At 70.1% G+C, this 23,344-nt stretch carries 24 protein-coding genes and 1 pseudogene; 10 read left to right on the forward strand and 15 right to left on the reverse strand.

What is annotated here, in order from left to right:
• Positions 1-102: 102 nt before the first annotated feature.
• The 4 genes from NS184_RS12040 to NS184_RS12055 form a co-directional block, all read right to left on the reverse strand.
• The gene (locus NS184_RS12040; RefSeq protein WP_058726355.1) at positions 103-1,185 is read right to left on the reverse strand and encodes a hemolysin family protein; all 1,083 of its coding nucleotides are present in this window, start codon (positions 1,183-1,185) and stop codon (positions 103-105) included.
• Positions 1,182-2,600: a hemolysin family protein gene (locus tag NS184_RS12045; protein WP_058726356.1), complete on the reverse strand. Its 1,419-nt coding sequence runs from the start codon at positions 2,598-2,600 to the stop codon at positions 1,182-1,184. The genes NS184_RS12040 and NS184_RS12045 overlap by 4 nt, the downstream gene beginning before the upstream one ends.
• A 149-nt stretch (positions 2,601-2,749) precedes the next feature.
• Positions 2,750-3,832: an NADH:flavin oxidoreductase/NADH oxidase gene (locus tag NS184_RS12050; RefSeq protein ID WP_058726357.1), complete on the reverse strand. Its 1,083-nt coding sequence runs from the start codon at positions 3,830-3,832 to the stop codon at positions 2,750-2,752.
• A complete protein-coding gene (locus NS184_RS12055; protein ID WP_058726358.1) occupies positions 3,829-4,464 on the reverse strand; it encodes an HAD family hydrolase in 636 nt (211 codons plus the stop codon). The genes NS184_RS12050 and NS184_RS12055 overlap by 4 nt, the downstream gene beginning before the upstream one ends.
• 24 nt (positions 4,465-4,488) lie before the next feature.
• On the opposite strand from NS184_RS12055, the gene NS184_RS12060 reads away from it, so the two are divergent.
• From NS184_RS12060 to NS184_RS17930, 7 genes are all read left to right on the forward strand, one after another.
• Positions 4,489-5,355 (forward strand): ADP-dependent NAD(P)H-hydrate dehydratase, encoded by an 867-nt coding sequence (locus tag NS184_RS12060; protein WP_058726359.1) that lies wholly within the window; start codon positions 4,489-4,491, stop codon positions 5,353-5,355.
• Positions 5,356-5,628: 273 nt separating this feature from the next.
• Positions 5,629-6,927, forward strand: coding sequence for a glycosyltransferase family 87 protein (locus NS184_RS12065; protein WP_058726360.1), 1,299 nt, complete (start codon positions 5,629-5,631; stop codon positions 6,925-6,927).
• On the forward strand, positions 6,924-7,112 hold the full coding sequence (locus NS184_RS12070; protein ID WP_058726361.1) for a thiamine-binding protein: 189 nt from the start codon (positions 6,924-6,926) through the stop codon (positions 7,110-7,112). The genes NS184_RS12065 and NS184_RS12070 overlap by 4 nt, the downstream gene beginning before the upstream one ends.
• Positions 7,112-7,417, forward strand: a complete 306-nt coding sequence (locus tag NS184_RS12075) for a thiamine-binding protein (RefSeq protein WP_058726397.1) — start codon at positions 7,112-7,114, stop codon at positions 7,415-7,417. Before NS184_RS12070 ends, NS184_RS12075 begins: the two co-directional genes overlap by 1 nt.
• Positions 7,418-7,528: 111 nt before the next feature.
• Entirely contained in the window at positions 7,529-8,074 is a 546-nt protein-coding gene (locus NS184_RS12080) for a hypothetical protein (RefSeq protein ID WP_058726362.1), read from the forward strand.
• Positions 8,075-8,609: 535 nt separating this feature from the next.
• Positions 8,610-10,076: a hypothetical protein gene (locus tag NS184_RS17925; RefSeq protein WP_193750456.1), complete on the forward strand. Its 1,467-nt coding sequence runs from the start codon at positions 8,610-8,612 to the stop codon at positions 10,074-10,076.
• A gap of 220 nt (positions 10,077-10,296) precedes the next feature.
• A complete protein-coding gene (locus NS184_RS17930) occupies positions 10,297-10,794 on the forward strand; it encodes a hypothetical protein (protein ID WP_193750457.1) in 498 nt (165 codons plus the stop codon).
• Between the two features lie 403 nt (positions 10,795-11,197).
• On the opposite strand, the gene NS184_RS18980 is transcribed toward NS184_RS17930, so the two are convergent.
• The 7 genes from NS184_RS18980 to NS184_RS12115 form a co-directional block, all read right to left on the reverse strand.
• On the reverse strand, positions 11,198-11,536 hold the full coding sequence (locus tag NS184_RS18980) for a DUF7169 domain-containing protein (RefSeq protein ID WP_430733542.1): 339 nt from the start codon (positions 11,534-11,536) through the stop codon (positions 11,198-11,200).
• Entirely contained in the window at positions 11,533-12,057 is a 525-nt protein-coding gene (locus tag NS184_RS12090) for a hypothetical protein (RefSeq protein ID WP_058726364.1), read from the reverse strand. Before NS184_RS12090 ends, NS184_RS18980 begins: the two co-directional genes overlap by 4 nt.
• A gap of 60 nt (positions 12,058-12,117) precedes the next feature.
• On the reverse strand, positions 12,118-12,393 hold the full coding sequence (locus tag NS184_RS12095; RefSeq protein ID WP_058726365.1) for a hypothetical protein: 276 nt from the start codon (positions 12,391-12,393) through the stop codon (positions 12,118-12,120).
• 11 nt (positions 12,394-12,404) lie between these two features.
• The gene (locus NS184_RS12100; RefSeq protein WP_152998194.1) at positions 12,405-13,013 is read right to left on the reverse strand and encodes a hypothetical protein; all 609 of its coding nucleotides are present in this window, start codon (positions 13,011-13,013) and stop codon (positions 12,405-12,407) included.
• 102 nt (positions 13,014-13,115) lie between these two features.
• Positions 13,116-13,298, reverse strand: coding sequence for a hypothetical protein (locus NS184_RS12105; RefSeq protein ID WP_058726367.1), 183 nt, complete (start codon positions 13,296-13,298; stop codon positions 13,116-13,118).
• Between the two features lie 59 nt (positions 13,299-13,357).
• Entirely contained in the window at positions 13,358-13,636 is a 279-nt protein-coding gene (locus tag NS184_RS12110; protein ID WP_058726368.1) for a hypothetical protein, read from the reverse strand.
• Between the two features lie 1,037 nt (positions 13,637-14,673).
• The gene (locus NS184_RS12115; RefSeq protein ID WP_083513663.1) at positions 14,674-16,128 is read right to left on the reverse strand and encodes a recombinase family protein; all 1,455 of its coding nucleotides are present in this window, start codon (positions 16,126-16,128) and stop codon (positions 14,674-14,676) included.
• 71 nt (positions 16,129-16,199) lie between these two features.
• Here NS184_RS12115 and NS184_RS12120 point away from each other — a divergent pair.
• From NS184_RS12120 to NS184_RS12130, 3 genes and pseudogenes are all read left to right on the forward strand, one after another.
• Positions 16,200-16,364 (forward strand): annotated as a pseudogene (locus NS184_RS12120) (thiamine-binding protein); the annotation flags it as partial.
• A gap of 132 nt (positions 16,365-16,496) precedes the next feature.
• A complete protein-coding gene (locus tag NS184_RS12125; protein ID WP_152998195.1) occupies positions 16,497-16,679 on the forward strand; it encodes a hypothetical protein in 183 nt (60 codons plus the stop codon).
• A gap of 299 nt (positions 16,680-16,978) precedes the next feature.
• A complete protein-coding gene (locus NS184_RS12130) occupies positions 16,979-18,244 on the forward strand; it encodes an MFS transporter (protein WP_058726371.1) in 1,266 nt (421 codons plus the stop codon).
• A 285-nt stretch (positions 18,245-18,529) separates the two neighbouring features.
• On the opposite strand, the gene NS184_RS12135 is transcribed toward NS184_RS12130, so the two are convergent.
• The 4 genes from NS184_RS12135 to metX all read right to left on the reverse strand — a co-directional run bounded on the left by NS184_RS12135 (position 18,530) and on the right by metX (position 23,322).
• Positions 18,530-19,201, reverse strand: coding sequence for a response regulator transcription factor (locus NS184_RS12135; RefSeq protein WP_058726372.1), 672 nt, complete (start codon positions 19,199-19,201; stop codon positions 18,530-18,532).
• Between the two features lie 116 nt (positions 19,202-19,317).
• Positions 19,318-20,640 carry a hypothetical protein gene (locus tag NS184_RS12140; RefSeq protein ID WP_058726373.1) on the reverse strand — a complete coding sequence of 441 codons (1,323 nt, stop codon included), beginning with the start codon at positions 20,638-20,640 and terminating at the stop codon, positions 19,318-19,320.
• Positions 20,641-20,689: 49 nt separating this feature from the next.
• Positions 20,690-21,847, reverse strand: a complete 1,158-nt coding sequence (locus tag NS184_RS12145; protein ID WP_058726374.1) for an ATP-binding protein — start codon at positions 21,845-21,847, stop codon at positions 20,690-20,692.
• Between the two features lie 275 nt (positions 21,848-22,122).
• Positions 22,123-23,322, reverse strand: a complete 1,200-nt coding sequence (metX, locus tag NS184_RS12150; protein WP_058726375.1) for a homoserine O-acetyltransferase MetX — start codon at positions 23,320-23,322, stop codon at positions 22,123-22,125.
• Between the last annotated feature and the right edge of the window lie 22 nt (positions 23,323-23,344).

Raw genomic sequence — 23,344 nt, forward strand, 5'->3', positions numbered from 1 at the left:
CGCGGAACTGTCCGCCCAGCCGAGTCTCGGTTCGTGAGCACGTGACGGACGAGAGGCGCGGTGCGGGCTGGCACCGTGCCTCCCGTCCGCAGGTCGGTCGCGTCAGCGACGGCGGGTCGCGTCCTCGACCTCGCCGACGAGCTCCTCGAGGATGTCCTCGAGGAAGAGCACGCCGAGCGTGCGCCCCTCGGCGTCGAACGCCCGCGCCACGTGACGACCGGCGCCCCGCATGGTCGCGAGGGCGTCCTCGAGGTCGGTCTCGGTGTACAGCGAGATGAGCTGCCGGATGCGCTTCGGCGGCACCGGGTCGTCGTACTCGTCCGGGCGCAGGTCGATGACGTCCTTCACGTGCACGTAGCCCGTGGGGGAGCCGTCGTCGCCGACGAGCACGTACCGGGAGAACCCGCGCTGCGCCACCGCCCGCTCGACGTCGCCGGGGGTGGCGTCCTCGGGCAGGGTCACGAGTTCGGCCATCGGCACCGCGATGTCCTTGACCTGCTTCTCCGTGAACTCGAACGCCATCCGGAGCGTGCCACCGTTGTCCACGAGGGTGCCCTCGCGGCGGGACTGCTCGACGATCGTCTGCACCTCTTCGACGGTGAAGGCGCTGACGGCCTCGTCCTTCGGCTCGACCTTGAACAACCGGAGCACGCCGTTCGCCGCCTCGTTGAGACCGACGACGACCCAGTGCAGCCCGTGGCCGATGTACCAGAGCGTCGGCACGAGCATGAGCGCCGCGCGGTCGGGCATCGAGAAGGAGATGTTCTTCGGCACCATCTCGCCGAACACGACGTGCAGGAACGACACGAGCAGCAGCGTGAAGACGAACGCGACGACGCCGATGACCTCGACGCTCCACCCGGTGAGGTGCAGCGGCCCCTCGAGCAGGTGGTGGATCGCCGGCTCGGAGACGTTGAGGATGAGCAGCGAGCAGACCGTGATGCCGAGCTGGGTGGTGGCGAGCATGCGGGTGGCGTGCTCCATCGCCCAGAGGGTCATCTGGGCGGCCTTCGACCCGGCCTCGGCCCGCGGCTCGATCTGCGACCGTCGTGCGGAGATCACGGCGAACTCGGCGGCGACGAAGTAGGCGTTGCCGAGCAGCAGCACGACGAGCCAGAAGATGCCCCACCAGTCGGAGGCGGAGGAGGCGGACTCGCCGGCGGCGAGGACGGTGACGGTGGTCATCGGGTGCCGCCCTTCGTGGTCGTGCGGGTGGTCGTGCTGTCGACGGTCGGCGTGGACTTCGTCGCGGGGATGATGATCGCGGTCGCGGGGGACTGCGCGGCGGGCTCGGACGGTGGGGGCGCGGTCGGTGTGTACCGGATCCGGTCGACTCGGCGGCCGTCCAGGCGCTCGACGCGGAACACGCCGCCGTCGATGGGGACCTCGTCACCGACGACGGGCAGGCGCCCGAGCGTCGACATGACGAACCCGCCGACGGTCTCGTACGGACCGTCCTCCGGCACCCGGACCCCGGCGCGGTCCTCGAGCTCGTCGGGGCGGAGGAGCCCGGGGAACGTCAGCCAGCCGCGGGAACGGACGACGTCGATGCGGGCGCGGTCGTGCTCGTCGGACACCTCGCCGACGATCTCCTCGACGAGGTCCTCGAGCGTGACGACCCCGGCGGTGCCGCCGTACTCGTCGACGACGATGACCATCTGGTAGCCGCGGCTCCGGACCTCGGCGAGCAGGGCGTCCCCTGGCATGGTCTCGGGTACGCGCTCGGCATCGGTCATGAGCGCGCCGACGGGGACCTCGGGGCGCTTCTCGCGGGGGACGGCGACCGCCTGCTTGACGTGCACGATGCCGACGACGTCGTCGGCGTCCTCCTCGATGACGGGGAACCGGCTGAAACCGGTCCTCCGGGCGAGGGCGAGGACGGCCTCGGCGGACTCGGACACCCGGATGGTGGACAGGCGCGGCCGCGGCGTCATGACCTCGCCCGCGTCGAGCTCGGAGAACGAGATGGTCCGTTCGAGGAGGGTCGCGGTGTCCTGCTCGAGGGAGCCCTCGGACGCGGACCGGCGGAGCAGCGAGGTGAGCTCCTCCGCGCTGCGGGCTCCGGACAGCTCTTCCTGGGGCTCGATCCCCATCGACCGCAGCACGGCGTTCGCGGTGCCGTTGAGGACCGCGACCGCGGGCTTGAACACCGTCGTGAACGCGATCTGCAGCGGGACGACGATCTTGGCCGTCTGCAGCGGCAGCGCGAGCGCGAAGTTCTTCGGGACGAGCTCACCGAGGATCATCGAGAGCAGCGTCGCGATGACGAGTGCCACGATCGATCCGACCGTCTCGACCACGGCCTCGGGCAGCTGCATCGCGAGGAACGGCGCCTCGAGCAGCGTCGCGATCGACGGTTCGAGCAGGTACCCGGTGAGCAGCGTGGTCAGCGTGATGCCGAGCTGCGCGCTGGAGAGGTGCGTCGAGGTGACCTTCAGCGCACCGATGACCGGCGTGAGGCCGGACTCGCCCCGGTCGCGACGGGCCTCGACCTCGGCGCGGTCGAGGTTCACGAGCGCGAACTCAGACGCGACGAAGACACCGGTGCCGAGCGTCAGCAGGATGCCACCGATCAGCATGACGACGTCGATCGGACTCATTCTTCACCCCCCGGACCGTGCGGGGAGGAGCTGCTCACCGTGTGAGCGGCGGATGAGTGGGAGGGCGAAGAGGCATTCGGAGGATCGTCCACAGTGCCCATCATCGTACCGGGTGGGCGTCGGGAAGCCGAGAGGACGTACAGGACGGGTCAGGCGGTCACCCGGGCCCGGTGGTACTGCTGCGGCTCGTAGTCCACACGCACCCCGAGCTCCACCGCCGCGCGCAGGGCGAACGACGGGTCGCGGAGGAACTCCCGGCCGACCATGACGACGTCGGCCTGCCCGGTCGCGACGACCTGCTCTGCCTGGAACGCCTCCGAGATCATCCCGACCGCGATCGTCCCGATCCCCGCCTCGCGCTTGACCGCCGCGGCGAACGGCACCTGGTAGCCCGGGCCGACGGGGATCGGCGCGCTCGACACGTTCCCGCCCGTCGAGACGTCGGCGAGGTCGGCGCCGTGCTCGGCCGCCCACCGCGCGACCTGCACGGTCTCGTCGAGCGTCAGGCCGCCGTCGACCCAGTCGGTCGCGGAGAACCGGACGACGACCGGGAAGCCCTCGCCGACCTCGGCGCGGACGGCGTCGAGCACCTCGAGGAGCGCGCGGGCGCGGTTCTCGAGCGATCCGCCGTAGTGGTCCTCGCGGTGGTTCGACAGCGGGGAGAGGAACTGGTGCAGCAGGTAGCCGTGCGCGGCGTGGAGCTCGACGAGGTCGAAGCCGGCGTCGACCGCGCGACGGGCGGCTGCGGCGAAGGACAGTGCGACGACCCGGACGTCCTCGGCCGCGAGCTCGCGGGGCTCGGCGTAGCCGTCGAAGGCATCCGCCGAGGGGGCGACGGTCTGCCAACCGCCCTGCTCGACCGGCACCGATCCGTGCTCGGACTCCCACGGGCGGAAGGTCGAGGCCTTGCGGCCGGCGTGTGCCAGCTGGATGCCGGCGGCCGCGCCCTGCGAGTGGACGAAGTCGACGATCGGACGGAACGCGTCGCGCTGCTCGTCGTTCCAGAGCCCGAGGTCCTGCGGGCTGATCCGCCCCTCGGGGACGACGCCCGTGGCCTCGACCACGACCGCGCCGGCGCCGCCCTTCGCGAACGACCCGAGGTGCACGAGGTGCCACGGGGTCGGGACGCCGTCCTGGGCCTCGACCGAGTACTGGCACATCGGGGACACCCAGATGCGGTTGCGGACGGTGAGGTCGCGGATGGTGATCGGCTCGAACAGGACGTGCGTCACGCGGGTGCTCCTTCGACGGTCGCCGCCAGGTCCTGCAGGAAGGTCCGCAGGCCGGCGGGGGACGTGTAGTGGTGGCCGACCGCCCCGATCGCTTCCGCGCCGGCGGCGTTCTCGGCCCTGTTGTCGACGAACACCATCTGCTCGGGTGTGATTCCCAGTCGGTCGCAGGTGTCGCGGTAGATGGACGGGTCGGGCTTGAGCACGTGGTCCTCGGCGCTCACGACGACGGTCTCGAACAGCGACCCCATCGGCGACCGGCGGTACGGGTCGCCGAAGTCGAACCCGGCGTTCGAGAGCAGCGCCAGCCGGGTGCCGGCGTCGTGCAGCTCCTCGACGATCGCGAGGGTCTCCGGCTCGACCTCGAACCAGCCGGTGAAGTCGATCGCCCAGAACCGGTGCACGTCCGTGACGCTCCAGGTCCGGCCGACGCGCGCACCGATGGCCCGCCAGTACGCGAGCACCGACAGGTCCCCGCGGTCGAGGTCGTGCCGGAGCTCCTGGTAGACGGGGAACAGCTCGTCCGCGGGCACACCGGTCGCGGCGACGAGGGCGTCCCGCGACGCGTGCGGCGTCCTGCTGATCACCTCCCCGTAGTCGAAGACCACGACGCGACCGGGGAGGAACAGACTCATGCACCCCACCGTACTGTCGGGACGATGAGCGATCCCGTGCCCTTCCGACCGTCCGACGCCGCCCCGTGGATCACCGTGCCGCACGGGGAGTCCACGAAGTACCGCCGCGGGGTCCTCGGCGTCGCGACCGGCTCCGACCGGTACCCGGGGGCGGCCGTCCTCGGTGTCGACGCGGCCGTGCACACCGGCGTCGGCATGGTCCGGTACGTCGGCCCGGACCGCGCGACCGACCACGTCCTCACCCGTCGTCCCGAGGTCGTGTCCGGCGTCGGCCGGGTGCAGGCGTGGCTCGTCGGCTCCGGCATCTCCGCCCCGTCGCTCGACGACCTCGACGCATCCACCGCCGACGCCTTCCGGCACGCCTCCGACGACGGCGTCCCGGTGGTCGTCGACGCCGGCGCGATCCCGCTCGTCGACCTCGGCCCGCTCGCCGTGCTCACCCCGCACGCCGGCGAGGCCGCGTCCCTCCTCGGCGAGTCCCGTGAGGACGTCGAGGCGGACCCGGCCGCCGCGGCACTCCGCGCCGCCCGGCAGACCGGCAGCGTCGTGCTCCTCAAGGGCGAGCAGACCCACGTCGTGACGCCCGACGGCGCCGTCGCGCTCGTCGCGTCCTCCGCGACGCCGTGGCTCGCGACCGCGGGCGCCGGGGACGCCCTGGGGGGCGTGCTCGGCGCGCTCGTCGCCGCACGGCAGGGCCTCGCCGAGTCCGCGGACCGGCGGCTCGAGCCGTCGGACCTGGCGCACCTCGCGGCGACGGCGGCCGTCGTGCACGGGCTCGCGGCGCGCCGCGCCTCGCGTGGCGGCCCGTTCCCGATCACCGGGCTGATCGAACGGGTGAGCGGCGTCGTCCGGGACCTCGCGGTCGACGGCGACGCGGAGGAACCGCGGTAGCCGCCCGGCACGAGGTGCCGCTGCCCGACGACGGATCCGCTGTCGGACGACAGCGGATCCGTCGTCCGTTGCAGACGCGGGCAGCCCGTGGCGACGAGGACCGACGTCGCGGTCGTCGCACGACAGCGGGCAGGTCGTTCCGCTGCGGTGGACGCGAGCACACGACGGCCGGGAGGCACGGGTCGGGCCCGCACCGCGCCTCCCGGCCGTCATCCGGTCACCTCCGACGCCCTTGTCGGCGTTCCCGCACGGCTGGGTCGGTACGCTCGTCCGGTGCAGCGGAGAGCCTGGGTCGAGCCCGTCCTGTTCGGCGCGGCGTTCGTCGCCGTCCACGCCGTGCTGTGGTGGCTCACGACGACCTCCGGCAACCTGCCGCTCGGCGACGTGACGATCACCTACCGTCGCTGGATCGAGACCGGTCAGCAGTCACACGTCTGGGTCGGCGTCGACCAGGTGTGGGTGTACCCGATCCTCGCGATCGTCCCGATGGCCGCGGCGGCGCTCGGCGGTGTCGCGTCGATCGGGACCGGGTGGCTCGTCCTCATGGTGCTGCTCGACGCCGTCGTCTGCGTGGTGCTCTGGCGGTTCCGGGCCCGCGTCGGCGCCGTCCGGATCCGCGTGGTCTGGTGGTGGCTCGTCTTCCTGCTCGCCCTGGGTCCGATCGCGCTCGGCCGCATCGACACGGTGGCGACCGTCCTCGCGCTCGCCGGGCTCGCGTTCGTGGTGTGCCGGCCGGCGGTCGCGTCGGTGCTGTTCACGCTCGCGGCGTGGACCAAGGTGTGGCCGGCGGCGCTCGTCGGGGTCCTCGTGCTCCTGCGTCGCGGACACCGACGCGGCGTGCTCGCGGGTGCCCTCGTGACGACCGCGCTCATCGTGCTCGTCGACGTGCTGTACGGCGGTGCAGCGTACCTGTTCTCGTTCGTCGGGCAGCAGAGCGGCCGTGCCCTCCAGATCGAGTCGCCGCTCGCGACGCCCTTCATGTGGGCGGCGGCCTTCCGTGCGCCCGGTGCGGCCGTGTACTACGACCGGGAGATCCTGACGTTCGAGGTGTCCGGCGCCGGGACCCACGCCGCCGCCGCGGTGTCGACGCCGCTCATGGCGCTCGTCGTGCTCGCCGGGGTGGTCCTCGCGCTCCTGGCCGTGCGGCGCGGCGCACCCCGGACGCAGGCGGCGCCGCTCCTCGCGCTCGTGCTCGTCGCCGCGCTCGTCGCGACGAACAAGGTGGGGTCGCCGCAGTACATCGGTTGGTTCGCGGTCCCCGTGGTGTGGGGCCTCGTCGCCGGACGGGCGAGCGCACGGCGCTTCCTGCCGATCGCGCTGCTCGCGCTGCCGACGGCGTTCCTGACGCAAATGATCTACCCCGGGTACTACGACCAGGTCCTCACCGTGCAGCCGTGGATCCTCGTGGTGCTGACGCTCCGGAACGTGCTCGAGGTCGTCCTGCTCGTGTGGGGGATCGTCGGACTGGTGCGGCTCGGGTCGGGCGCCTCGTTGTCGGGTGCCTCGTCGTCGGGCGGCCCGTCCTCGGGCGCGGCGCGCTCGGTGCGTCAGCGGGGCAGGATGGACGCATGATCGTCGCGTTCTCCGTCGCACCGTCCGGTGGTCCCGCCGCAACCGAGGACGGCTCCGTGCTCGACGCCGTGGCCGCCGCGGTCCGGGTCGTCCGCGAGAGCGGTCTCCCGAACCGCACCTCGTCGATGTTCACCGAGCTCGAGGGGACGAGAGTAGCGCAAATGGACATGAAGGAGGCCGCGTGATGCTAGTCGCGTTCAGCGTTTCACCGAGTGGCAACGGCCGCGAGGACGGCTCGGTGCACGACGCCGTTGCGGCGGCCGTCCGGATCGTGCGCGAGAGCGGGCTCCCGAATCGCACGACGTCGATGTTTACGGAGATCGAGGGTCCGGACTGGGACTCGGTGATGGACGTCGTCAAGCGGGCGACGGAGGCGGTCGCACCGTTCGGGAGCCGCGTGTCGCTCGTGCTGAAGGCAGACATTCGCCCGGGCTACTCCGGCGAGCTCGACGCGAAGGTACAGCGTCTCGAAGCGGAGCTCGACAGTTAGGAGCGGAGTCATCTGATGCCAGAGGTGCGGGGTCGTTGCTGTTGCAGCGACCCGCGGCTCGGAAGGCGCGGCTCGAAGCCGACTTCAAAAATCAGGTGGCAGGGTGTCATTATGGCATTGAGCGACCACCCGACGGCGGCGGACCGTGTGCAGCATTTTCTAGCTACTGTCTCCGATTACGAACGCTTGAACGTTGCGATGCCGATCGGTAGGAGTATCAATCTGCTCGGTCACTCGGACGAAGCCGAGCGCTGGAAGGTGGTCACACACGCTCTGCTCCTCCGGAAGTACTTCGCGAAGACTGACAACCTGTACCTGACGGAAGTCGTCAGGGCGGCGCGTGCGTGCGTCGTAGGCGAAGACCTCCCGGCGCGAACATGGAACGAGATGGAGCAAAACGTCGCCGTCATGCAAGGTGGGTTTGGAAGCTCGTTCGGAGACAGCCCGAAGGTGTATCAGGACGACGAACTGTTGATGGCGCAGCTCTATGGGCGGTTCCTGCACGGCGACTTCGGTAAGTGGCAGACCAGTGAGATGGCCGGGGACCGGGGGAGCGACACCGCGGTCTTCCACGCCACTGTCAATCGGGCCGACCGGGTGTTGAAGCTCGCGCGGTGGCTTCGGCAAGGAGCCGAGGAAGGGCATCTAGCGTACTGACGCTGACCTCGTCGTCATCACGTTGTGGTGCTTCATGGCGGAGCGCCAGACGGAGGCCTAAGGCGGGTACCCGTAGTCGTAGCCATTCAGAATGAGGATGACACCCGGTTGCGCCGGACCGCCCCGTCCTGGCCGTGGGCCTGGCATTCTCGGTGTGGACATATGACCGGATCACGAAGCGCCCGGCGTCCACTTCTCAGCGCCCCCAGCTTTTGACGAGAGGCTGGAGGGCGGTGCCGTCGATGACGCTACGTAGCGGAGTGTCGAAGCGTCGAGGCAGTCGTGTCACGTGCCGCCGACGCCGAACGGCAGAAGGCCCCCTCGCAAAAGCGAAGGGGCCTTCTGGTGTCAGTGCGACTACCGGCGGTCGCGAATTACTGCGCCTGCCGCGGCGGCGAGGACCGCGAGCGCAGTACTCGTCACAACCTGCTGCCGCTCCCACACACCTAGGGCGTGTCCGGTCGAACCGTGCTGCGGCGCGGAGCTGCGGTAGCCCGGCGGCGAAAGTTGAGGCAGAATCAAGGCGAGGGAAGAGGTGGCAGTGTACTTTTCAGAGGCCTACGAGATCGAGCTAGGGACCGACGACGACTGGTTCGATCCGATCCTGGAGGAGGACACGCAGCTTTTTGTCGATCCGTTCCTCGTCTTCGCAGAAACAGAGGGCAGGTGGGCGGATTGTGATGATCTTTTAAGCGGCCACTTCGAGAGGGGCTTCCGGCTACTCGCCGGACATCACCAAAACCCCGAAAGCGTTCAGTATCGCAAGACAATCGACATGATGCTCTTCCCAGAGCCGTCTGAGATTGGTCTGGGTTACGTAGCTTCAGGCTCCAAGGGGTCGGGCACGGGGCGGGGATTTGCGCGGCGAATAGTCGGCGCAATGGCTCTCGCAATAGAAGCAGGGCTCGCTGATCTCCATCGCTTCGAGGAACTTAGCCTGCTCGTCGAGAAAATCGGGCGCGATCGGATATCGGACATTTCGTGCAATCTGCTGAAACAGCGACTGGTGAGATATACGCAATCCATCTGCGAGCGCCACGGGATTTCTCTGGAGAAGTTCAAGGTGAAAAACGCTTCTTTTGACGAGCAGCGTCTTCGTTGGGTTGAATTGGAGGTGGATTTACCCAAAAATCCGTCTACCGGTGCTCCAGTGATTTTGATCCCGAAGCGTTTTCTTCGTGAGTTGCCGACGCTGAACTCCTCAGACTGGTGGGACTGGGTTGAACCTAGCTTTCGCGATGACGTCAATTGGGATACTAGTCGTAAGCTTTCAAAAGCAGACATTGTTGACTTGGCGCGCAAGCACCCAGACCTCGTGCGGGAGTGGACTGAGGCTCGGAGTGGCGATGAGCCGCACCCTTATGACGTCGATCGAGACCCCGAGGGATTGCACAGTTGGCAGGCTCAGGCGCGGGCGGCTGCATCAAGCGACCCGATTGACGATTCGATATCGCGACTGAGTTTGGATGAAGTGGTCGGGCTCGTCAATGAAAAGTTCCGACACTTTGTGGAAGATCGCGGTGGATGGGAGTTGCTCTGGAATGATGACACGTCGGCGCCAAAGCGCGAGACTTCAATTCAACTGCTCTACCGTGGAGTGGTCGAAGCCTACTGCGAGGCGGCGCAAGTATTCGTAGATCGTGAAGTCAATCTCGGGCGAGGGCCCGTAGACTTCGTGTTCACTGGATCGACCCGTCGATCTCTGCTGGAGATAAAGAAGTTCAAGAATGGGCGGTTCTGGGATGGGCTTGAGCATCAATTGATCTCCTATCTGAAAAGCGAGCGCTGCAAATCCGGGTGGTTCCTCGCGGTGCGATTGTCGGACTCTCGGACAGAAGCGCGGCGCCATGCCGCTCTTTCCTCCCGCACTAACGCCCTTAGGAAGTCGACTGGCTTCGACTTGCACAGCCTGGCGATCGACGCTCGAAGGCCGAAATCGGCGAGCAACCTTGGTCACGGCGAAGAGTCCGAAGCGCCCGATGTTGATCCAGAGGAGTTCTAGCTGCCATCCGCGGACGGACTCTCGCCCTAACCACTGCAGAAGGCCGGTAGGCGCACCCGCCTGCGTATCGGAAGCCAGGAGGGGCGGAGCGCATTGGCCGAGTCGGAAGGCGGTCATGGTCGCGAGGCAGTGCCGCGAGGGGTGGGGTGAGGTATTCCTCGAATCGCCACGTGCATTGGTGTCGTGAACTGCATCGGCGCTGAAGCGTCTATGCGCGCAAATGTCAGCATCTGAGATCGACACGCGGGGACTAGGGAGTATCGTGAATTTTTGGGGCACAATCACTGCGGGAGACTGGTTGACGCTCGCCGTGGCGGTGGTGGCAGGGCTGGGTAGCGGTTACGTCGGCGCGCGCATAGCGGCGAAGTCTTCGGAGGAGCTCGCTGCATTGGCGCGTGATGGGGAGGCGGAACACGCTCTCCGTAATTTCCAACGCGGCCTCCGCGACCGTGCGATCGAGCTAGAGGTTGAGCTCACACAGGACGGTGATGTTGTGTTCACTCGGACGTCGCTCGACGCGCTCGGTGAGTTGCGCGCGCTGGCGTACCCTCACGTTTCTCGTCTGGGCAGGGAGAGTCATACGCTCGTTGAAAAATCGACGTTCAGCGGGGACAGCTATGGATCAAGCGATCCGACGCTCCCGATCAACAATCTTTGGGATCGCGCGGAGAGGTTGAAGCGCGCGATCGATGCGGCATTTCCCCCGGATAATGCTTGAAACCCTCAGACCCGCGCTTGCCGGGAGTCGCTATGCCGTTTCGGTAGAGCGGGGTGGGGGGTGAGGGGGAGTCACCCCCCACCCTCGCGAGCACTGGGCCCAGCTCAGACGAGGCCCGGATGCGGCTCCGGTGCCCAGGTGGGGGCTGCCTTCGGTCGTCGTGCCGAGGCACCTTCCGCGCTGCTCTTGCGCGCGTGATGCCAGCGGCACAGAGCGTGGAGGTTGTCGAGCGAGTGGTCGTCGCCGTGCTCGACGTGGTCGCAGTCTGTAGCGTGCTCGTTGCATCGCCCGCCGAGACTGTCGAGTGCTTGGCACCACCGCCTCGCGTGGGCCAGGACAGCGGCACGGCGGCGGCGCCAGTCCGCAGGCAGGCGCGAGCGCCGGTCGCTCGTCGCCCAGCCACTCACCGGCGGTCGCCCTCCCACTGAGCGACGGCCCCCTCCAGGGTGCGGAGGGACCCTTCGAGGGCCTGGGCGGTGCGCTCCAGCATGAGCTCTGCCTCGGCAGCGCGCCGAGCAAGCGTGAGCCGGTCGATCGACGCGACGGTCTCGCCGACGGGGTCCTTCACCCCGAGGGCCGAGGCGAGGGCGAACGAAGCACGACCGGCCGGTGGCGAAGCCATTGCCTCGTCGACCGCGGCGAGAGCCAATGCGAGTCGCAGCGCGGCGTCGGCGTGGCGCCGAACCTGGGCCGGAAGCGGGGGCCGGGACGGCGTCGCTCGGCTGAGGACGTCGGCCGTCATCGGACGCCCGCCCGTGCTCGCAGCGCGGCGGCGACTGTCGCCGGGCTGAACTCCGGTGTCGGCTCGCCACCGTGGCCCGGCGTGAGGTCCGGGGCTGGGCGGACAGGGACTTCGGCGCTTGGCGTCGGCTCCTCGGCCGGTGCTGGGGCTGCCGCGGCTCCTGCGCGAGAGAGCTTTTCCGCCTTCGCGAGGATCACCTCCTCGGTGTCGCCGGAGAGGAACTCGACGAGCTCCTCGGCGATGGAGTGCTTCCGGAGGGCGCGCTCGGTCCAGAGCGAGCGCTCCGCGTCGGCGGCGCGCTTCTCGGCGGCGGTGAGCTTGCCCTCGGGGTCGGCGTCCTTCGCGGCCTTCTCTGCGTCTCCGCGCGCCTGGCGCTCGGTCGCGAGCTCGGTCGTGAGGGTGTCCTTCTCGCCCTGGAGCTTGTCCTTATCGGCGCGGAGGTTCTGGACGAGGGTCCAGGCGCGCTCGGCGTCGAAGTCGTCGCCCCACGGCGGGGTCGAGGTGTCGGTCGAATCGGTCATTCTGTGTGTCCTCCTGGGACGCGAAAGCCCCGGACCTGCCGGGGCTTGGGGTGGGGTGAATTACGCCTCGGACGTATGAACGGTCCGGCGCGTGTCGCTCTCGCGGTAGGCGCGGCGGGCGCGCGAGGCGGTGCGCTCGACGCGCTGCTCGGCGGCACGGCGTTCGCGCTCGAAGGCGAGCTCCTCGTCGAGGACGGTCTCCGGCGTGGTGCCGCGGCGCGCGGCCTCGGCGCGGAGGCGGGCCTGGGCCGCCGGAGAGACGTCGGCGAGGGAGCGCACGGGGTGAGCGCGCTCGACGGCCGCGACGACCGCGACGATGGTTTCGAGGTTCGGCATGGGGTCTCCTATCAGGCCGCGTTGGTCAGGACACGCACGGCGCCCGCGTCCGGCTTCAGGGCCACGGTGCCGTCCTCGTTGTCGACGGCGAGCGGCATGGCCGAGACGCCGACGAACGCGCTCACGGTCGAGGTGTCGACGGCGAGGCTCGGGTCGTATGCACGGATGTGACGGAGGGCGAAGCCCTCGGCCTTCACGCTGGCTCCATGCGGAGCCCCATCGGGCACACGCGGGGCGCGGACGACGAGGGCGAAAGCCTCGGGGATGAAGGCCACGATCTCGTCGGACGCAAGGCGCGTCGACTCGACGATCTGGAAGCCGCGGACCTTGCCGTCGGCGTCGAAGGTCGTACCCGAGGAGCCGACCGGCCCGTCGAGGAGGTCCGTGTAAACGCCCGAGCCGACAGCGGCGATCAGGGTCGCCTCCGTGGGGACGCCGTTGTCGCGGAGCTGCTTCCGAATGGCCGTGAAGACACGTGCGGGGGCCGCCGGGTCGTAGGTGAGCTCGGTCGTCGGCGTTGCCTTCATCGTCGTGGCGACGGTGCGCTCGACGTAGTTCACGATCGAGTCCGCCTGCGGCAGGAGAATCTGCTTCGCGAAGTCGGTCACTTCGAGGTCCATGTCACCCTCGGACAGCACGACGCCGTTGTAGGCGTGCGTGGAGAGCTTGACGTCGATCGACTGCTCGGTGATCGAGCCGCGGGTGAGCGGAGTCGTCGTGTCTTAGATGCCGCGGGTCTGCGCGGCAATCGCGCCAGGGACGCGAATCTTCACGGTGTCGCCGCTGCCGAGGTTGAACTCGGCTTCTAGGTCGCGGTGCAGGAGCGCGGCGAGGCCGAGCCCCTTCCCGACGAGCTCGGCGGCGGTCCCGGCGATATTGTCTGGCGTGAGCAGGGTGTTAGGCATGGGTTCCTAGAGGTAGGAGGACCGGGCGGCGGTTGCGCGTCCGGGCGCGGGTAGGTGGGTCAGACGCCGAAGAGGCGTCGGACGTGCGAGGCGATCTCGCGGAGCTCGGCGTCTGCGGCGGAGCGTGCGACGGCGTCTCCCCAGAGGGCCGCGGCGTCGCGATCGGCGAGGGCCTTCGTCTGGCGGAGCAGGAGGGTTGTTGCGGCGGCGTCGCGGGCCGAGTCGAGGTCGCGGTCGCCGCGGAGACGGGCGACGCGGCACGTCGAGTTGCAGTAGCGGGCCGTTGGGCGCCGATCGGCGGCAAGCCGGGCGCCACAGGTGGCGCATGAGCGGTTCACGGTGGCGGCTCCAACGTTGGTAACGGAATGAGGGTCAGGAGAAACGCCCACCCTCGCCGGGTAGGGCAAGGGTGGGCGTCGTCCTCCGGGAGCGACCCCTTCACAAGCCCGAGGAGGGGTCGGAAGAGAAGGGGGCCAGTGGCGCGGCGAACTATGCCTTCGGGCGAGGGCGCCGCCGACAGGACCGACAACGGCGTTCGAGGCCGTCTTCGGCCGTTGCGTCCGCGCCGAACCCCGAGAGGGGTTGCGGCTCGTTGCACCAGACACACGTCTTCCGCGCCACTGCTCGGCGCCGCTGGCGGCGGGCAAGCCCCGCTAGGGCGATCGCGGTTACGACGCCGGGCTCGTCGGGGTCTTCGAAGGCGAGGGCGGCGCGCCGGATGCGGTCCTCGGGGGTGAGCTCGGCGCTCACTTCCCCGCTACCTTTCGTCGAGCTCGGCGGTAGACGCGTTGATAGCAGGTGGTGCAGCAAGGAACGCCGTCGACTGGGTCTGCTGGCGTGTACTCGCCGTCCGTGTCGCCATACCACCGCCGGGACGCGGTGACGCGGACGGCGGGACCGTACGGGCCGCCGCGAAGTGCGCAGAGCTGGCAGGGCATGCCCATGTCGGCAACCCGAAGGCGGCTCATTCGTCACGGCCCCGTGACGGCAGTGACGAGGTGTCGCTCTCGCCCAGTCTCTCTACTTCTTGTTGACACCAAGAGAAGAGATAGGAGGCGGGCATTAGTCGACCACTTCCGTCACCGGACCGAAAGCGCGGCAGGCGCGGCGGATGGGCCGCGCGCAGGGGCGCGAGGGCGTTGGGTACCTGCATGGTGCTTCTCTCTCTGAGTGTCCGCGGAGAGCGGAGGACTGGAACACAGAGGAAGGGGGCCAGTGGCGTCGAGCTGCTCATGCGCAATAGGAGCGCGAGCGCGCGGAGGCGCCTCTGGTGCGCGAGTCGACTCGGCGCCGCCGCCACCTTCGACACCTTCACCACCCCGGACACGACGGAGCCCCCTCGTTCCGGCGCGGAAGAGGGGGCTACGGGCGGCGACTAGCGACGGTCGAACGCGAGCGATACCCGCGCCGGGTCCCACTTGCCGCGCTGTTTTGCGTAGGCAAGCCCGATCACGGCGCCGCATCCGATCAGAAGCTCGCGGCGCCCGAGGTAGTCACGAGCTTCCCATTCCTCCGCAAACGATTTCCCCGTCTCGACGAGCTCAGACGTCGGGTCGCTAGGGACTGCGTCGAGACGGACCCGCTCAGCGTGCAGCTTCGTGAGTCGCTCAGCAAGTGCACGAATGTCGGCCCCGGGATGCTGGAGCTCTTCGGACGTGGTCCGGATCGCTTCTGTCACTCGCGCGAGCTCGCCTGTCTCCCGAAGTCGAACGCGTTGCTCGACGACGGCGTACCGACCGAAGACGGCGAGGAACTGCCGTTCGACCTCAGCCTCGACGCGGTCGCACTCCACGACGACTCCGCGCTCGCACTTGCGTCCCTGGGCGGACGCCTGGCAAGCGTAGACCGGCTTTCCCGCCGAGCGGCGACTCTTCGCAACGAGAGTGCCGTCGCATCCGGGGCACGAGATCAAGCCCGACAGGACACGGGAAGCCTTGCGACGCCGACCTTCGGCGGTTGCCTCCGCGCGGCCCGGCGTCGGCGTCCGCTGCGTCAGCGCCCTGAGACGCTCGACCTCGTCGAGGGAGAGGATCGGCTCCCACTGCTGAACGGGCATGCCGTGCTCGTCTCGGAGCACCGTGGCAGAGCGGACCTTGCGCTTCTTACCGTCGGGCCCCTTCGCGTACTCCGTGCCGACGCGCACACGACCCAGGACGGCGTCGGAGCGGAGTAGGCGCTGAAGGGACGAGGCGCTCCACTGGGCCGCGCGACGGGGCTTGATCCCGGCCTCGTTCAGGCTCTTGCAGACCGCGTAGACCGATCGACCGCCGAGGACATGCGTGGCGGCGAGGCGGACCGCCGCCGCCTCCGCGGGGTCCGGCTCCAACGCTCGGCCGACTCCCGACGGGTGGGGGACCACCCTGTACCCGTAGGGCACAATTCCCCCAGGGAACCGGCCAACCGTTGGAAGGTGGCGGCGAGCGGACGAGACACGCGCGCCGATAGTGCGGGCCTCCATAGCGGCGAACACCTGAAGGATTTCGGCCATTGCGCGGCCCATCGCCGTGGTCGTGTCGAGCGATTCCGTGCAGGAAATGATTTGAAGCCCGGAGTCCAAGAGCAGACCGAAGTCCACAACGGACCGAGCCAAGCGGTCAAGCTTCCAGACGAGCACGGCGTCCGCTTCGCCACGGGCAAGGCGCTCACGGGCGGCGTTGAGGCCCGGCCGGTTCAGTCGTGTCCGGGTGGCTGAAACATCGTTGTCCTCCTCGATCCCGACGAGCTCCCAGCCGCGAGCCCGCGCTGTGTCGGCGATCGCCTGGCGCTGTCGCACTATTGCTGTGCTCTCTTCCGTGGCCCGGGACAGACGGGCGTATCCAACTACTCGCATGGGAGCTCCTCTCGACGATATGTCGGAGGAGAAGGGGGCCAGGTCGGCCCAACTGCTCAATGCCCGATCACATCGGGGAGTGGGACGAGGTCATGGACGTCGTGAAGCGCGCCACCGAGGCCGTCGCGCCGTTCGGGACGCGGGTCTCGCTCGTGCTCAAGGCCGACATCCGGCCCGGGCACACGGGCGAGCTCGACGGCAAGGTCGAGCGGCTCGAGGCCGCGCTCGGCGACTGACCATCCGCCCGTGCCGAGCGCGGGCTCGGTGCGGCCGCGACACGCCGCGCGCCTCCCGCGGATGTCGGTGGTCGGGTGTGTCCTGTCGGTGACGGACGCGAGGGGCGTCCGCGCGACGACGAGGAGCTGCTCATGATGCACGACGGCTGGTGCCCCGACTGTGACCTGCGTTCGGTCGTCATCGACTCCGACGCCGACGGACAGCACGCCTGGGCGACCTGCAGCGAGTGCGGCGCGGGCTGGGCCCACCGTGACGAGCTGCCGGAGACCGCCGCCGCACCGGCTCGGGCCGTGCCGGAGCGCCGCGCCGCCTGAGCCGGCGAGCGCGACGCCCGTCCGGGCTGACGCCGTCGCGACCGGTCGAATCGATTCGGCACGTCGTCTTCCGTCGGTCGGTTGGAGCGTTCTACACTGCTGGGAGCAGGTCGGCGATCGACCTGCGACCCGTTCGCCGCTGAACCGGGACGCCCGATCCGGGCGGTGTCCGCCGTTCGTGACGGGCCGCCGCGCGACCAGCGTGTGTTTCGCCGTCCCGGTCGATCCACCGGACCACCCGTGGGTCGCTCGACGGCGTGCCGGGCCGACCCGCTCCTCCCGTCCGAGAGACAGGCTCCATGACCCACCTCACGCCTGCGCGCCGCGCCGCTGCGCTCATCGCCCTCGCCCTCGGCGGGTTCGCGATCGGATCGACCGAGTTCGTCGCGATGGGGCTCCTGCCGAACATCGCCGAGGCCCTGCTGCCGTCGCAGTACGCGGCGAACCCCGACGCGGGCATCGCACACGCCGGGTGGCTCGTCAGCGCGTACGCGCTCGGGGTCGTCGTCGGTGCACCGACCATCGCTGCGATGTCGGCAAAGTTCCCGCGCAAGGGCCTCATCCTCGTCCTGCTCGTCGGCTTCGTGCTGGCCACCGTGGCGAGCGCCGTGCTGCCGTCGTTCGGGCTCGTGCTCGTCGCGCGGTTCGTCGCCGGCCTGCCGCACGGCGCCTACTTCGGCATCGCCTCGATCGTCGCGGGCGACATGATGGGGCTGGGCAAGCGCGGCAAGGGCATCGCGATGGTCCTCCTCGGACTCTCGGTCGCGAACGTCGTCGGCGTGCCCGCGATCACCTGGGTCGGTCAGGTCGCCGGCTGGCGCACCGCCTACGGGGTGGTCGCCGGGCTGTTCGCGCTGACGTTCCTCGCGGTCGCCGCGTTCGTGCCGCGGTCCGCGAAGGACGAGCACGCGACGATCGGCCGTGAGCTCCGGGCCTTCCGCGAGCCGCAGCTCTGGATCGTGATGGGCCTCGGTGCGATCGGCTTCGGGGGCTTCTTCGCGGTGTACTCGTACATCTCGCCGATCGTCCAGAACGTCACCGGCCTGAGCGAGTCCGCGGTCCCGCTCGTCCTCGTGGTGGTCGGGCTCGGCATGGTCGTCGGCGGCGTCGTCGGCGGGCACCTGGCGGACCACAGCGTCAAGCGCACGATCTACGTCGGACTCCTGGCGCTCGTCGGGTCGCTCCTCGTCACCGTCCTGACCGCGCAGTGGACGGTCGGGATGTTCCTCGGGGCGTTCCTCATCGGGGCCACCTCGTCCGCGATCCCGCCGGCGGTGCAGTCGCGGCTCATGGACGTCGCAGGCGATGCCCGGACGATCGCGGCGGCGCTGAACCACTCGGCGTTCAACATCGGCAACTCCCTCGGCGCTGCCCTCGGCGGTGCCGCGATCGCGGCCGGGTTCGGGTTCCTGGCGCCGGGGTGGCTGGGGATCGTGCTCGCGCTCCTGGGCGTCGGGGTCACGGCGGTCAGCTACGGGGTGGAGCGGCGGTCGACCGCCAGTGCGGCGCTGCGCTCGGCGCACCCGTCCACCGGCCCGATCACGGCACCGGTCCCGACCGTCTGACGTTCGGCGGGCGCCGCGCGTTCGGCGGGCGCCGCGCGTTCGGCGGGCGCCGCGCGTTCGACGAGCGCCGCGCGTTCGACGGGCGGCGGGCGCCGCGCCGCTCGCCCGCCGCGCACGCCGCCGGCTGCGTCCGTCGGTGTGCCTCGCCGCTCGCCCGCCGCGCACGCCGTCGGCTGCGTCCGTCGGTGTGCCTCGTGTTCACACGACCAAAGGCACCTCGAACCATGCGATCGCGCGGTTCGAAGTGCCTTTGGTCGTGCGGAGTCCTTCGTCGCGGCGGAGGCGCTACAGGCCGAGCGGGCTGCCGTCCTGCACGATGATGCCGTCGGTGATCGCCCGCTTCCGGAGCGCCACCTTCGTGCCGACGTCGAAGCCCGCGACGCGGTACTTCTCGCGGATGCGCTTGAGGTAGCTCTTCGCCGTCTCCTCCGAGATGCCGAGCTGGTACGCCACGCTCTTCACCGGCTCGCCGCCGCCGTAGAGCGCCATGACGCGACGCTCCTGGGCGCTGAGCTTCGGCACGCCGCCGACGTCGCCGGAGTTGATCGCGAGGTCGAGCTCGGCGGAGACGTACTGCTCGCCGCGCTGGGCGGAGCGGATCGCCTCGACGATCATGTCCGCGTCCTCGCTCTTCACGAGGTAGCCGAGTGCACCGGAGGCGAGGGCCTCGCGGACGACGTTCGGCTCCGAGTAGGTGCTCATCACGACGGTCTTGACGCCGGCGGTCTTCAGCGTGGAGATCTTGAGCGAGACCGGGATCGAGTCCTTGAGGTCGAGGTCGAGCAGCACCACGTCGACCGGGAACGCGGGACTCGTGAGCAGTTCCGGCCAGGTCGTCACGGCGGCCACGAGTGTGATGTCGTCGGCGGCGCTGCGGATCCACTCCGTCAGTGCACCGAGGAGCATCCTGTGGTCGTCGACGAGGGCGAGTCGGATCGGTTCCTCTGGAGTCGCCATGGTGGCGTCCTTTCTCGGGGGCTGTGCCGATCCTAGGGGGACCGAACGCACGGTACGGGCAGGCTGATCAGGGTGTCCGGTTGTTCGGGTCCAGCCGGGTGCGGTCCGCGCGACGGCTACATCGTCGGGTGCCGGTTGACGACGCAGTGCGCCACGATGCGCAGGGTGCCGTCCTGCACGGTCTCGGTGAAGGGGCCGATGCGGTGCAGGGCGCTCCACGTCGCCGGACCGAGCCGCCGGCGCGTGACGCTCCGCGACTCGATGACGATCGGGACGTCCATCGTCTCGTCGGTGACCGGGTGACCGTCCGACCCGACGGGGCCGAGGGTCACGGCGACGACGGGCTGGCCGGGCTGGGCGGTGCGACCCTCACCGGCCATCTGCCACAGGGCCTGGAGGAGCCCGTCGCGTTGGGCGGGGGAGAGGTGCCCGGCGAGCGAGCCCGGGTCCGCGACGCTCACGGCGCGACCGAGGTGGTCGGACTCCGTGATGGCGTGGTACAGCCAGGTCTCCCGGCGGCCCTCGATGAGGTGCAGGCGGAGTTCCGTGGCGAGTGACGCGGCGACCGAGGCCGAGGCATCCGAGAGGGGCAGCGGGTCCGACCCGTTCGCGACGGCGTCCAGCAGCTTCTCGGCGGCGAGGTCGAGTCGGGCGAGCTCGTCCGACGCGAGCATACCGACGGCGAACTGGGGCGCCTGCACGTTGCTCTGCACCAGGACGCGGTCGAGCTCGCGCTGCACGAGTTGGCGGAAGCGCTGGACGACGAACAGCGCGAGCGATGGCGGCACGACGACCAGGGAGACGAGCGAGACCATGCCGGGCAGGGTGTCCGTCGTCACGGGGGTCGAGACGAGGCACATCACGATGAACGTGGTGCCGAGGACGACGATGGCCGCCGCGACCTCGCGCGCCGGCCGCAGCGATGCGATGGGCAGCAGGGCGAACCCCGCGGCGACCGACGCGGTGGCGAAGTGGGCGATGTCGTGGCCGTGCCAGATGCCGATGAAGTCGAGTGTGACGACGCACGCCAACACCACGCAGATCAGTGCGAACGCGACCCCGGTCAACCGCTCTCCGTACGTGAGCAGGCTGAGGCCCACGCCGAGCGCCGCGACGATGTACAGCCCCCAGGCGGCGGCGGGCAACCACGGGTCGGGGTACTCGGGCCAGCGGGCGAGGAAGAGCACGATGCCGGCGACGGCCTCGATAGCGGTGAGGACGGCTGCGCCGGCGCCCAGGTACCCGGCACCGAGGGACGCGCCGGGCTTCGCCGCCTGCCGCAGCGAACGAGCACCGGTCGACGTCGAGGGCAGGCCGCGTGCCTGCCGACGGTCGCTGCCCCGGTACCGCTCCCGCGCCTCCCGGCGGGTCCGCGGCGCGGACTGCACGGTCTCACCGGGCAGTCCACGACTGATGGTGTCCTCGGGGACGCGGCTCACAGCGCGGCCCCCGTCCGTCGGGGCGCAGTGCCTGCGGGACGGTGCTGGCTCATCGGGGTGCCTCCAGGACGACGGTCGTGCCGGAGCCCGGCGCCGAGAACAGCTTCGCGTCGCCGCCGACCTCGCGGAGGCGGTTCACGACGCTCTCCTTGAAGCCGAGCCGCTCGGCGCTCACGTGCGTGAGGTCGAAGCCGACACCGGAGTCCGTGACCATCGCGCGGACCATCTCGTTGTCGTGCACGATGGTCACGTGCGCCTCGCCGACGCCCGCGTGCCGCCGCACGTTCTCGAGGCACTCGCCGAGCGCCAGCAGGAAGGCGTCGAGGACGTTGGACGGCAGGAGCACCTGGCCGGTCCCGTGCCAGCTCACCTCGAGCCCCATGCGACCGAAGCGTTGCTTGACCGACTCGAGGGTCTGACCGAGGGGTGACTCCTCCTCGCGCGTCAGCGAGTAGTCGCCGGACTGCTGTGGCTGGGGCGTCGCACCGAGCCGGAGGTGACGGAGGAGCCGCGCGTCCTCTGCGGCCTGTTCGCGCATCGCCTGCTCCGAGACGCCGACACCGGAGTGGGCGAGGAGCGTGAGGGTCGCGAGCACGGTGTCGTGCAGGAGCCGAGCACCCTGGCGGCGCTGGGCCTCGGTCTCGCTCGCCTGCCGCTCGGCACGGTGCGCGGTGCCGATGCTGTAGATGCGGCGAGCGACGCGGGGGATGCTCCGGGAGATCCAGACGGTCACGACCGTGAGGAGGACCCAGCCGAGGAGCGCCCCGCTCGTGGCGACCGACAGGAGCGACCCCGTCGCCCAGGTCATGCCCACGGCGGTGGCCGCGCCGGCGACGAGGGTCAGACCGAGGCCGACGGGGTGTCCGCGCTGGGCCATCAGCGGCGCGGAGACACCGCCTGCTGCCAGCGGCATGACGGCGCTCGCGATGACCGGTCGCGTGGCGTCGTCCGCCCCGATGAGCAGGATCGCCAGCGCACCGAGGCCGCCGGCGAGGATGACGGCGGTCCACCACACCGACCCGCTCGACCCGAACGCCACGAAGCCGGCGATCATCGCCGCGATGCACGCCAGGGCGCCGAGGAGCAGCCCGACGGGAACGGCGAACGAGGACAGCACGGCCACGACGCTGATCAGGGTGCAGACGATGCCGACGACACGGACGGTCGACCGGAGCAGCCGGTCGCGTTCCTGTGCGATCAGTTCCATCGATGTCCTGTGCGGTCGTCGTGCGAAGTCGAGACTCGGTCAGCCGAGCACCCCGCCATCATTCCACGCACGGCACCCGTTGGGGGGTCTTCGGCGCGCGGTGCCGGAGCGGATGGGAACCGAATTGTGATCGCAGGTGCGATGCAATCCGGTCGACGCGGGCTGCGCGCCGTGCCAGCCGCGCCCGCGCCCGTCGCGTGCGCGGCCCGCGCCCGTCGCGTGCGCGGCCCGCGCCCGTCGCGTCCGCGGCCCGCGCCCGCTGCGGCCCGGCGGCATCAGTCGAACAGTCGTCGGAGGTGTGACCCGACCGCCTCCTGCTCGATGAGGAACCCGTCGTGTCCGAACTCGCTCGTCACCACGGTCGCGCGCTCCCCGTCGAGGGTGTCCGGGATGCCCGCGGCGATCCGGTGCTGGTCCTCGACGGGGAACAGCCGGTCGCTCGACACACCGATCACGAGCGTGCGCGCCGTCACCCGCCCGAGCGCCGCAGCCACCCCGCCGCGGCCGGAGCCGACGTCGTGCGAGTCCATCGCGTGGGTCAGCGTCACGTACGAGCCGGCGTCGAACCGCCGGGTGAACTTGTTGCCGTGGAAGTCGAGGTAGCTCTCCACCGAGAACCGCCCGTCGTCACCGAGCGGCGACACGTCGCTCTGCCAGGACCGGTCGAAGCGGCCGTTGAGCTCGTCGGGCGCCCGGTAGGTCATGAGCGCCATGCGGCGGGCGAGCGCGAGCCCCCGGTGCGGACCCTCGCCGGGCGCGGCGTCGTGGTAGTCGCCGTCCGCGAACCCGGGGTCCATCTGGATCGCGGCACGCTGCAGCGAGTTCGCGGCGATCTGGTCGGCCGTGGTCTGCGCAGTGGAGGCGAGGACGGCCAGGCGCGCGACCCGGTCCGGGTGGGAGATCGCGAACTCCAGGGCGTGCATGCCCCCCATCGAGCCGCCGACGACCCCGGCGAACCGCTCGATCCCGAGTCGGTCGGCGAGCTGGACCTGGACGGCGACCTGGTCGCGCACCGTGACGAACGGGAAGCGTGCCCCCCACTCGACCCCGTCCGGTGCGACCGAGGAGGGCCCGGTCGTCCCCTGGCAGCTGCCGAGCACGTTGGGCACGACGACGAACCAGCGGTCCGTGTCGATCGCCCGGCCCGGTCCGACGACGTCGCCCCACCAGCCGGCGGTGCGGTGTCCTGGGCCGGCCTCCCCGGTGACGTGCGAGTCGCCGGTGAGGGCGTGGAACACCAGCACGGCGTTGTCGCGGTCCGGGGACAGCGTGCCCCAGGTCTCGTAGGCGACCCGGACGTTCGGGAGGCGCCCGCCGCGGACCCACTGCTCGCCGAGGCTCTCGAACCGTCGGTTGCCGGGGTGGTCGCCGGGGCGCCATGCGCCCGTGACCGGCGGCTTGCCGAGGGTGCCGAGCTCGGTCCCGGGCACGAGGGAGGACGGCACGGAGTCCTCGGGGGTCGTCTGCCAGTCCATCGTCCGACCAGTCTGCCGGGAG

It is taken from the genome of Curtobacterium luteum (genome assembly GCF_001475545.1).
Lineage (GTDB): Bacteria > Actinomycetota > Actinomycetes > Actinomycetales > Microbacteriaceae > Curtobacterium > Curtobacterium luteum_A.

Excerpts from the sequence above, each read along its gene's own strand:
- NS184_RS12040 (WP_058726355.1), bottom strand. The coding sequence starts at position 1,185 with ATGACCACCGTCACCGTCCTCGCCGCCGGCGAGTCCGCCTCCTCCGCC.
- NS184_RS12045 (WP_058726356.1), bottom strand. The coding sequence starts at position 2,600 with ATGAGTCCGATCGACGTCGTCATGCTGATCGGTGGCATCCTGCTGACG.
- NS184_RS12055 (WP_058726358.1), bottom strand. The coding sequence starts at position 4,464 with ATGAGTCTGTTCCTCCCCGGTCGCGTCGTGGTCTTCGACTACGGGGAG.
- NS184_RS12060 (WP_058726359.1), top strand. The coding sequence starts at position 4,489 with ATGAGCGATCCCGTGCCCTTCCGACCGTCCGACGCCGCCCCGTGGATC.
- NS184_RS12070 (WP_058726361.1), top strand. The coding sequence starts at position 6,924 with ATGATCGTCGCGTTCTCCGTCGCACCGTCCGGTGGTCCCGCCGCAACC.
- NS184_RS12075 (WP_058726397.1), top strand. The coding sequence starts at position 7,112 with ATGCTAGTCGCGTTCAGCGTTTCACCGAGTGGCAACGGCCGCGAGGAC.
- NS184_RS12080 (WP_058726362.1), top strand. The coding sequence starts at position 7,529 with ATGGCATTGAGCGACCACCCGACGGCGGCGGACCGTGTGCAGCATTTT.
- NS184_RS17930 (WP_193750457.1), top strand. The coding sequence starts at position 10,297 with ATGTCAGCATCTGAGATCGACACGCGGGGACTAGGGAGTATCGTGAAT.
- NS184_RS18980 (WP_430733542.1), bottom strand. The coding sequence starts at position 11,536 with ATGACGGCCGACGTCCTCAGCCGAGCGACGCCGTCCCGGCCCCCGCTT.
- NS184_RS12090 (WP_058726364.1), bottom strand. The coding sequence starts at position 12,057 with ATGACCGATTCGACCGACACCTCGACCCCGCCGTGGGGCGACGACTTC.
- NS184_RS12095 (WP_058726365.1), bottom strand. The coding sequence starts at position 12,393 with ATGCCGAACCTCGAAACCATCGTCGCGGTCGTCGCGGCCGTCGAGCGC.
- NS184_RS12100 (WP_152998194.1), bottom strand. The coding sequence starts at position 13,013 with ATGGACCTCGAAGTGACCGACTTCGCGAAGCAGATTCTCCTGCCGCAG.
- NS184_RS12105 (WP_058726367.1), bottom strand. The coding sequence starts at position 13,298 with ATGCCTAACACCCTGCTCACGCCAGACAATATCGCCGGGACCGCCGCC.
- NS184_RS12115 (WP_083513663.1), bottom strand. The coding sequence starts at position 16,128 with ATGCGAGTAGTTGGATACGCCCGTCTGTCCCGGGCCACGGAAGAGAGC.
- NS184_RS12125 (WP_152998195.1), top strand. The coding sequence starts at position 16,497 with ATGATGCACGACGGCTGGTGCCCCGACTGTGACCTGCGTTCGGTCGTC.
- NS184_RS12130 (WP_058726371.1), top strand. The coding sequence starts at position 16,979 with ATGACCCACCTCACGCCTGCGCGCCGCGCCGCTGCGCTCATCGCCCTC.
- NS184_RS12135 (WP_058726372.1), bottom strand. The coding sequence starts at position 19,201 with ATGGCGACTCCAGAGGAACCGATCCGACTCGCCCTCGTCGACGACCAC.
- NS184_RS12145 (WP_058726374.1), bottom strand. The coding sequence starts at position 21,847 with ATGGAACTGATCGCACAGGAACGCGACCGGCTGCTCCGGTCGACCGTC.
- metX (WP_058726375.1), bottom strand. The coding sequence starts at position 23,322 with ATGGACTGGCAGACGACCCCCGAGGACTCCGTGCCGTCCTCCCTCGTG.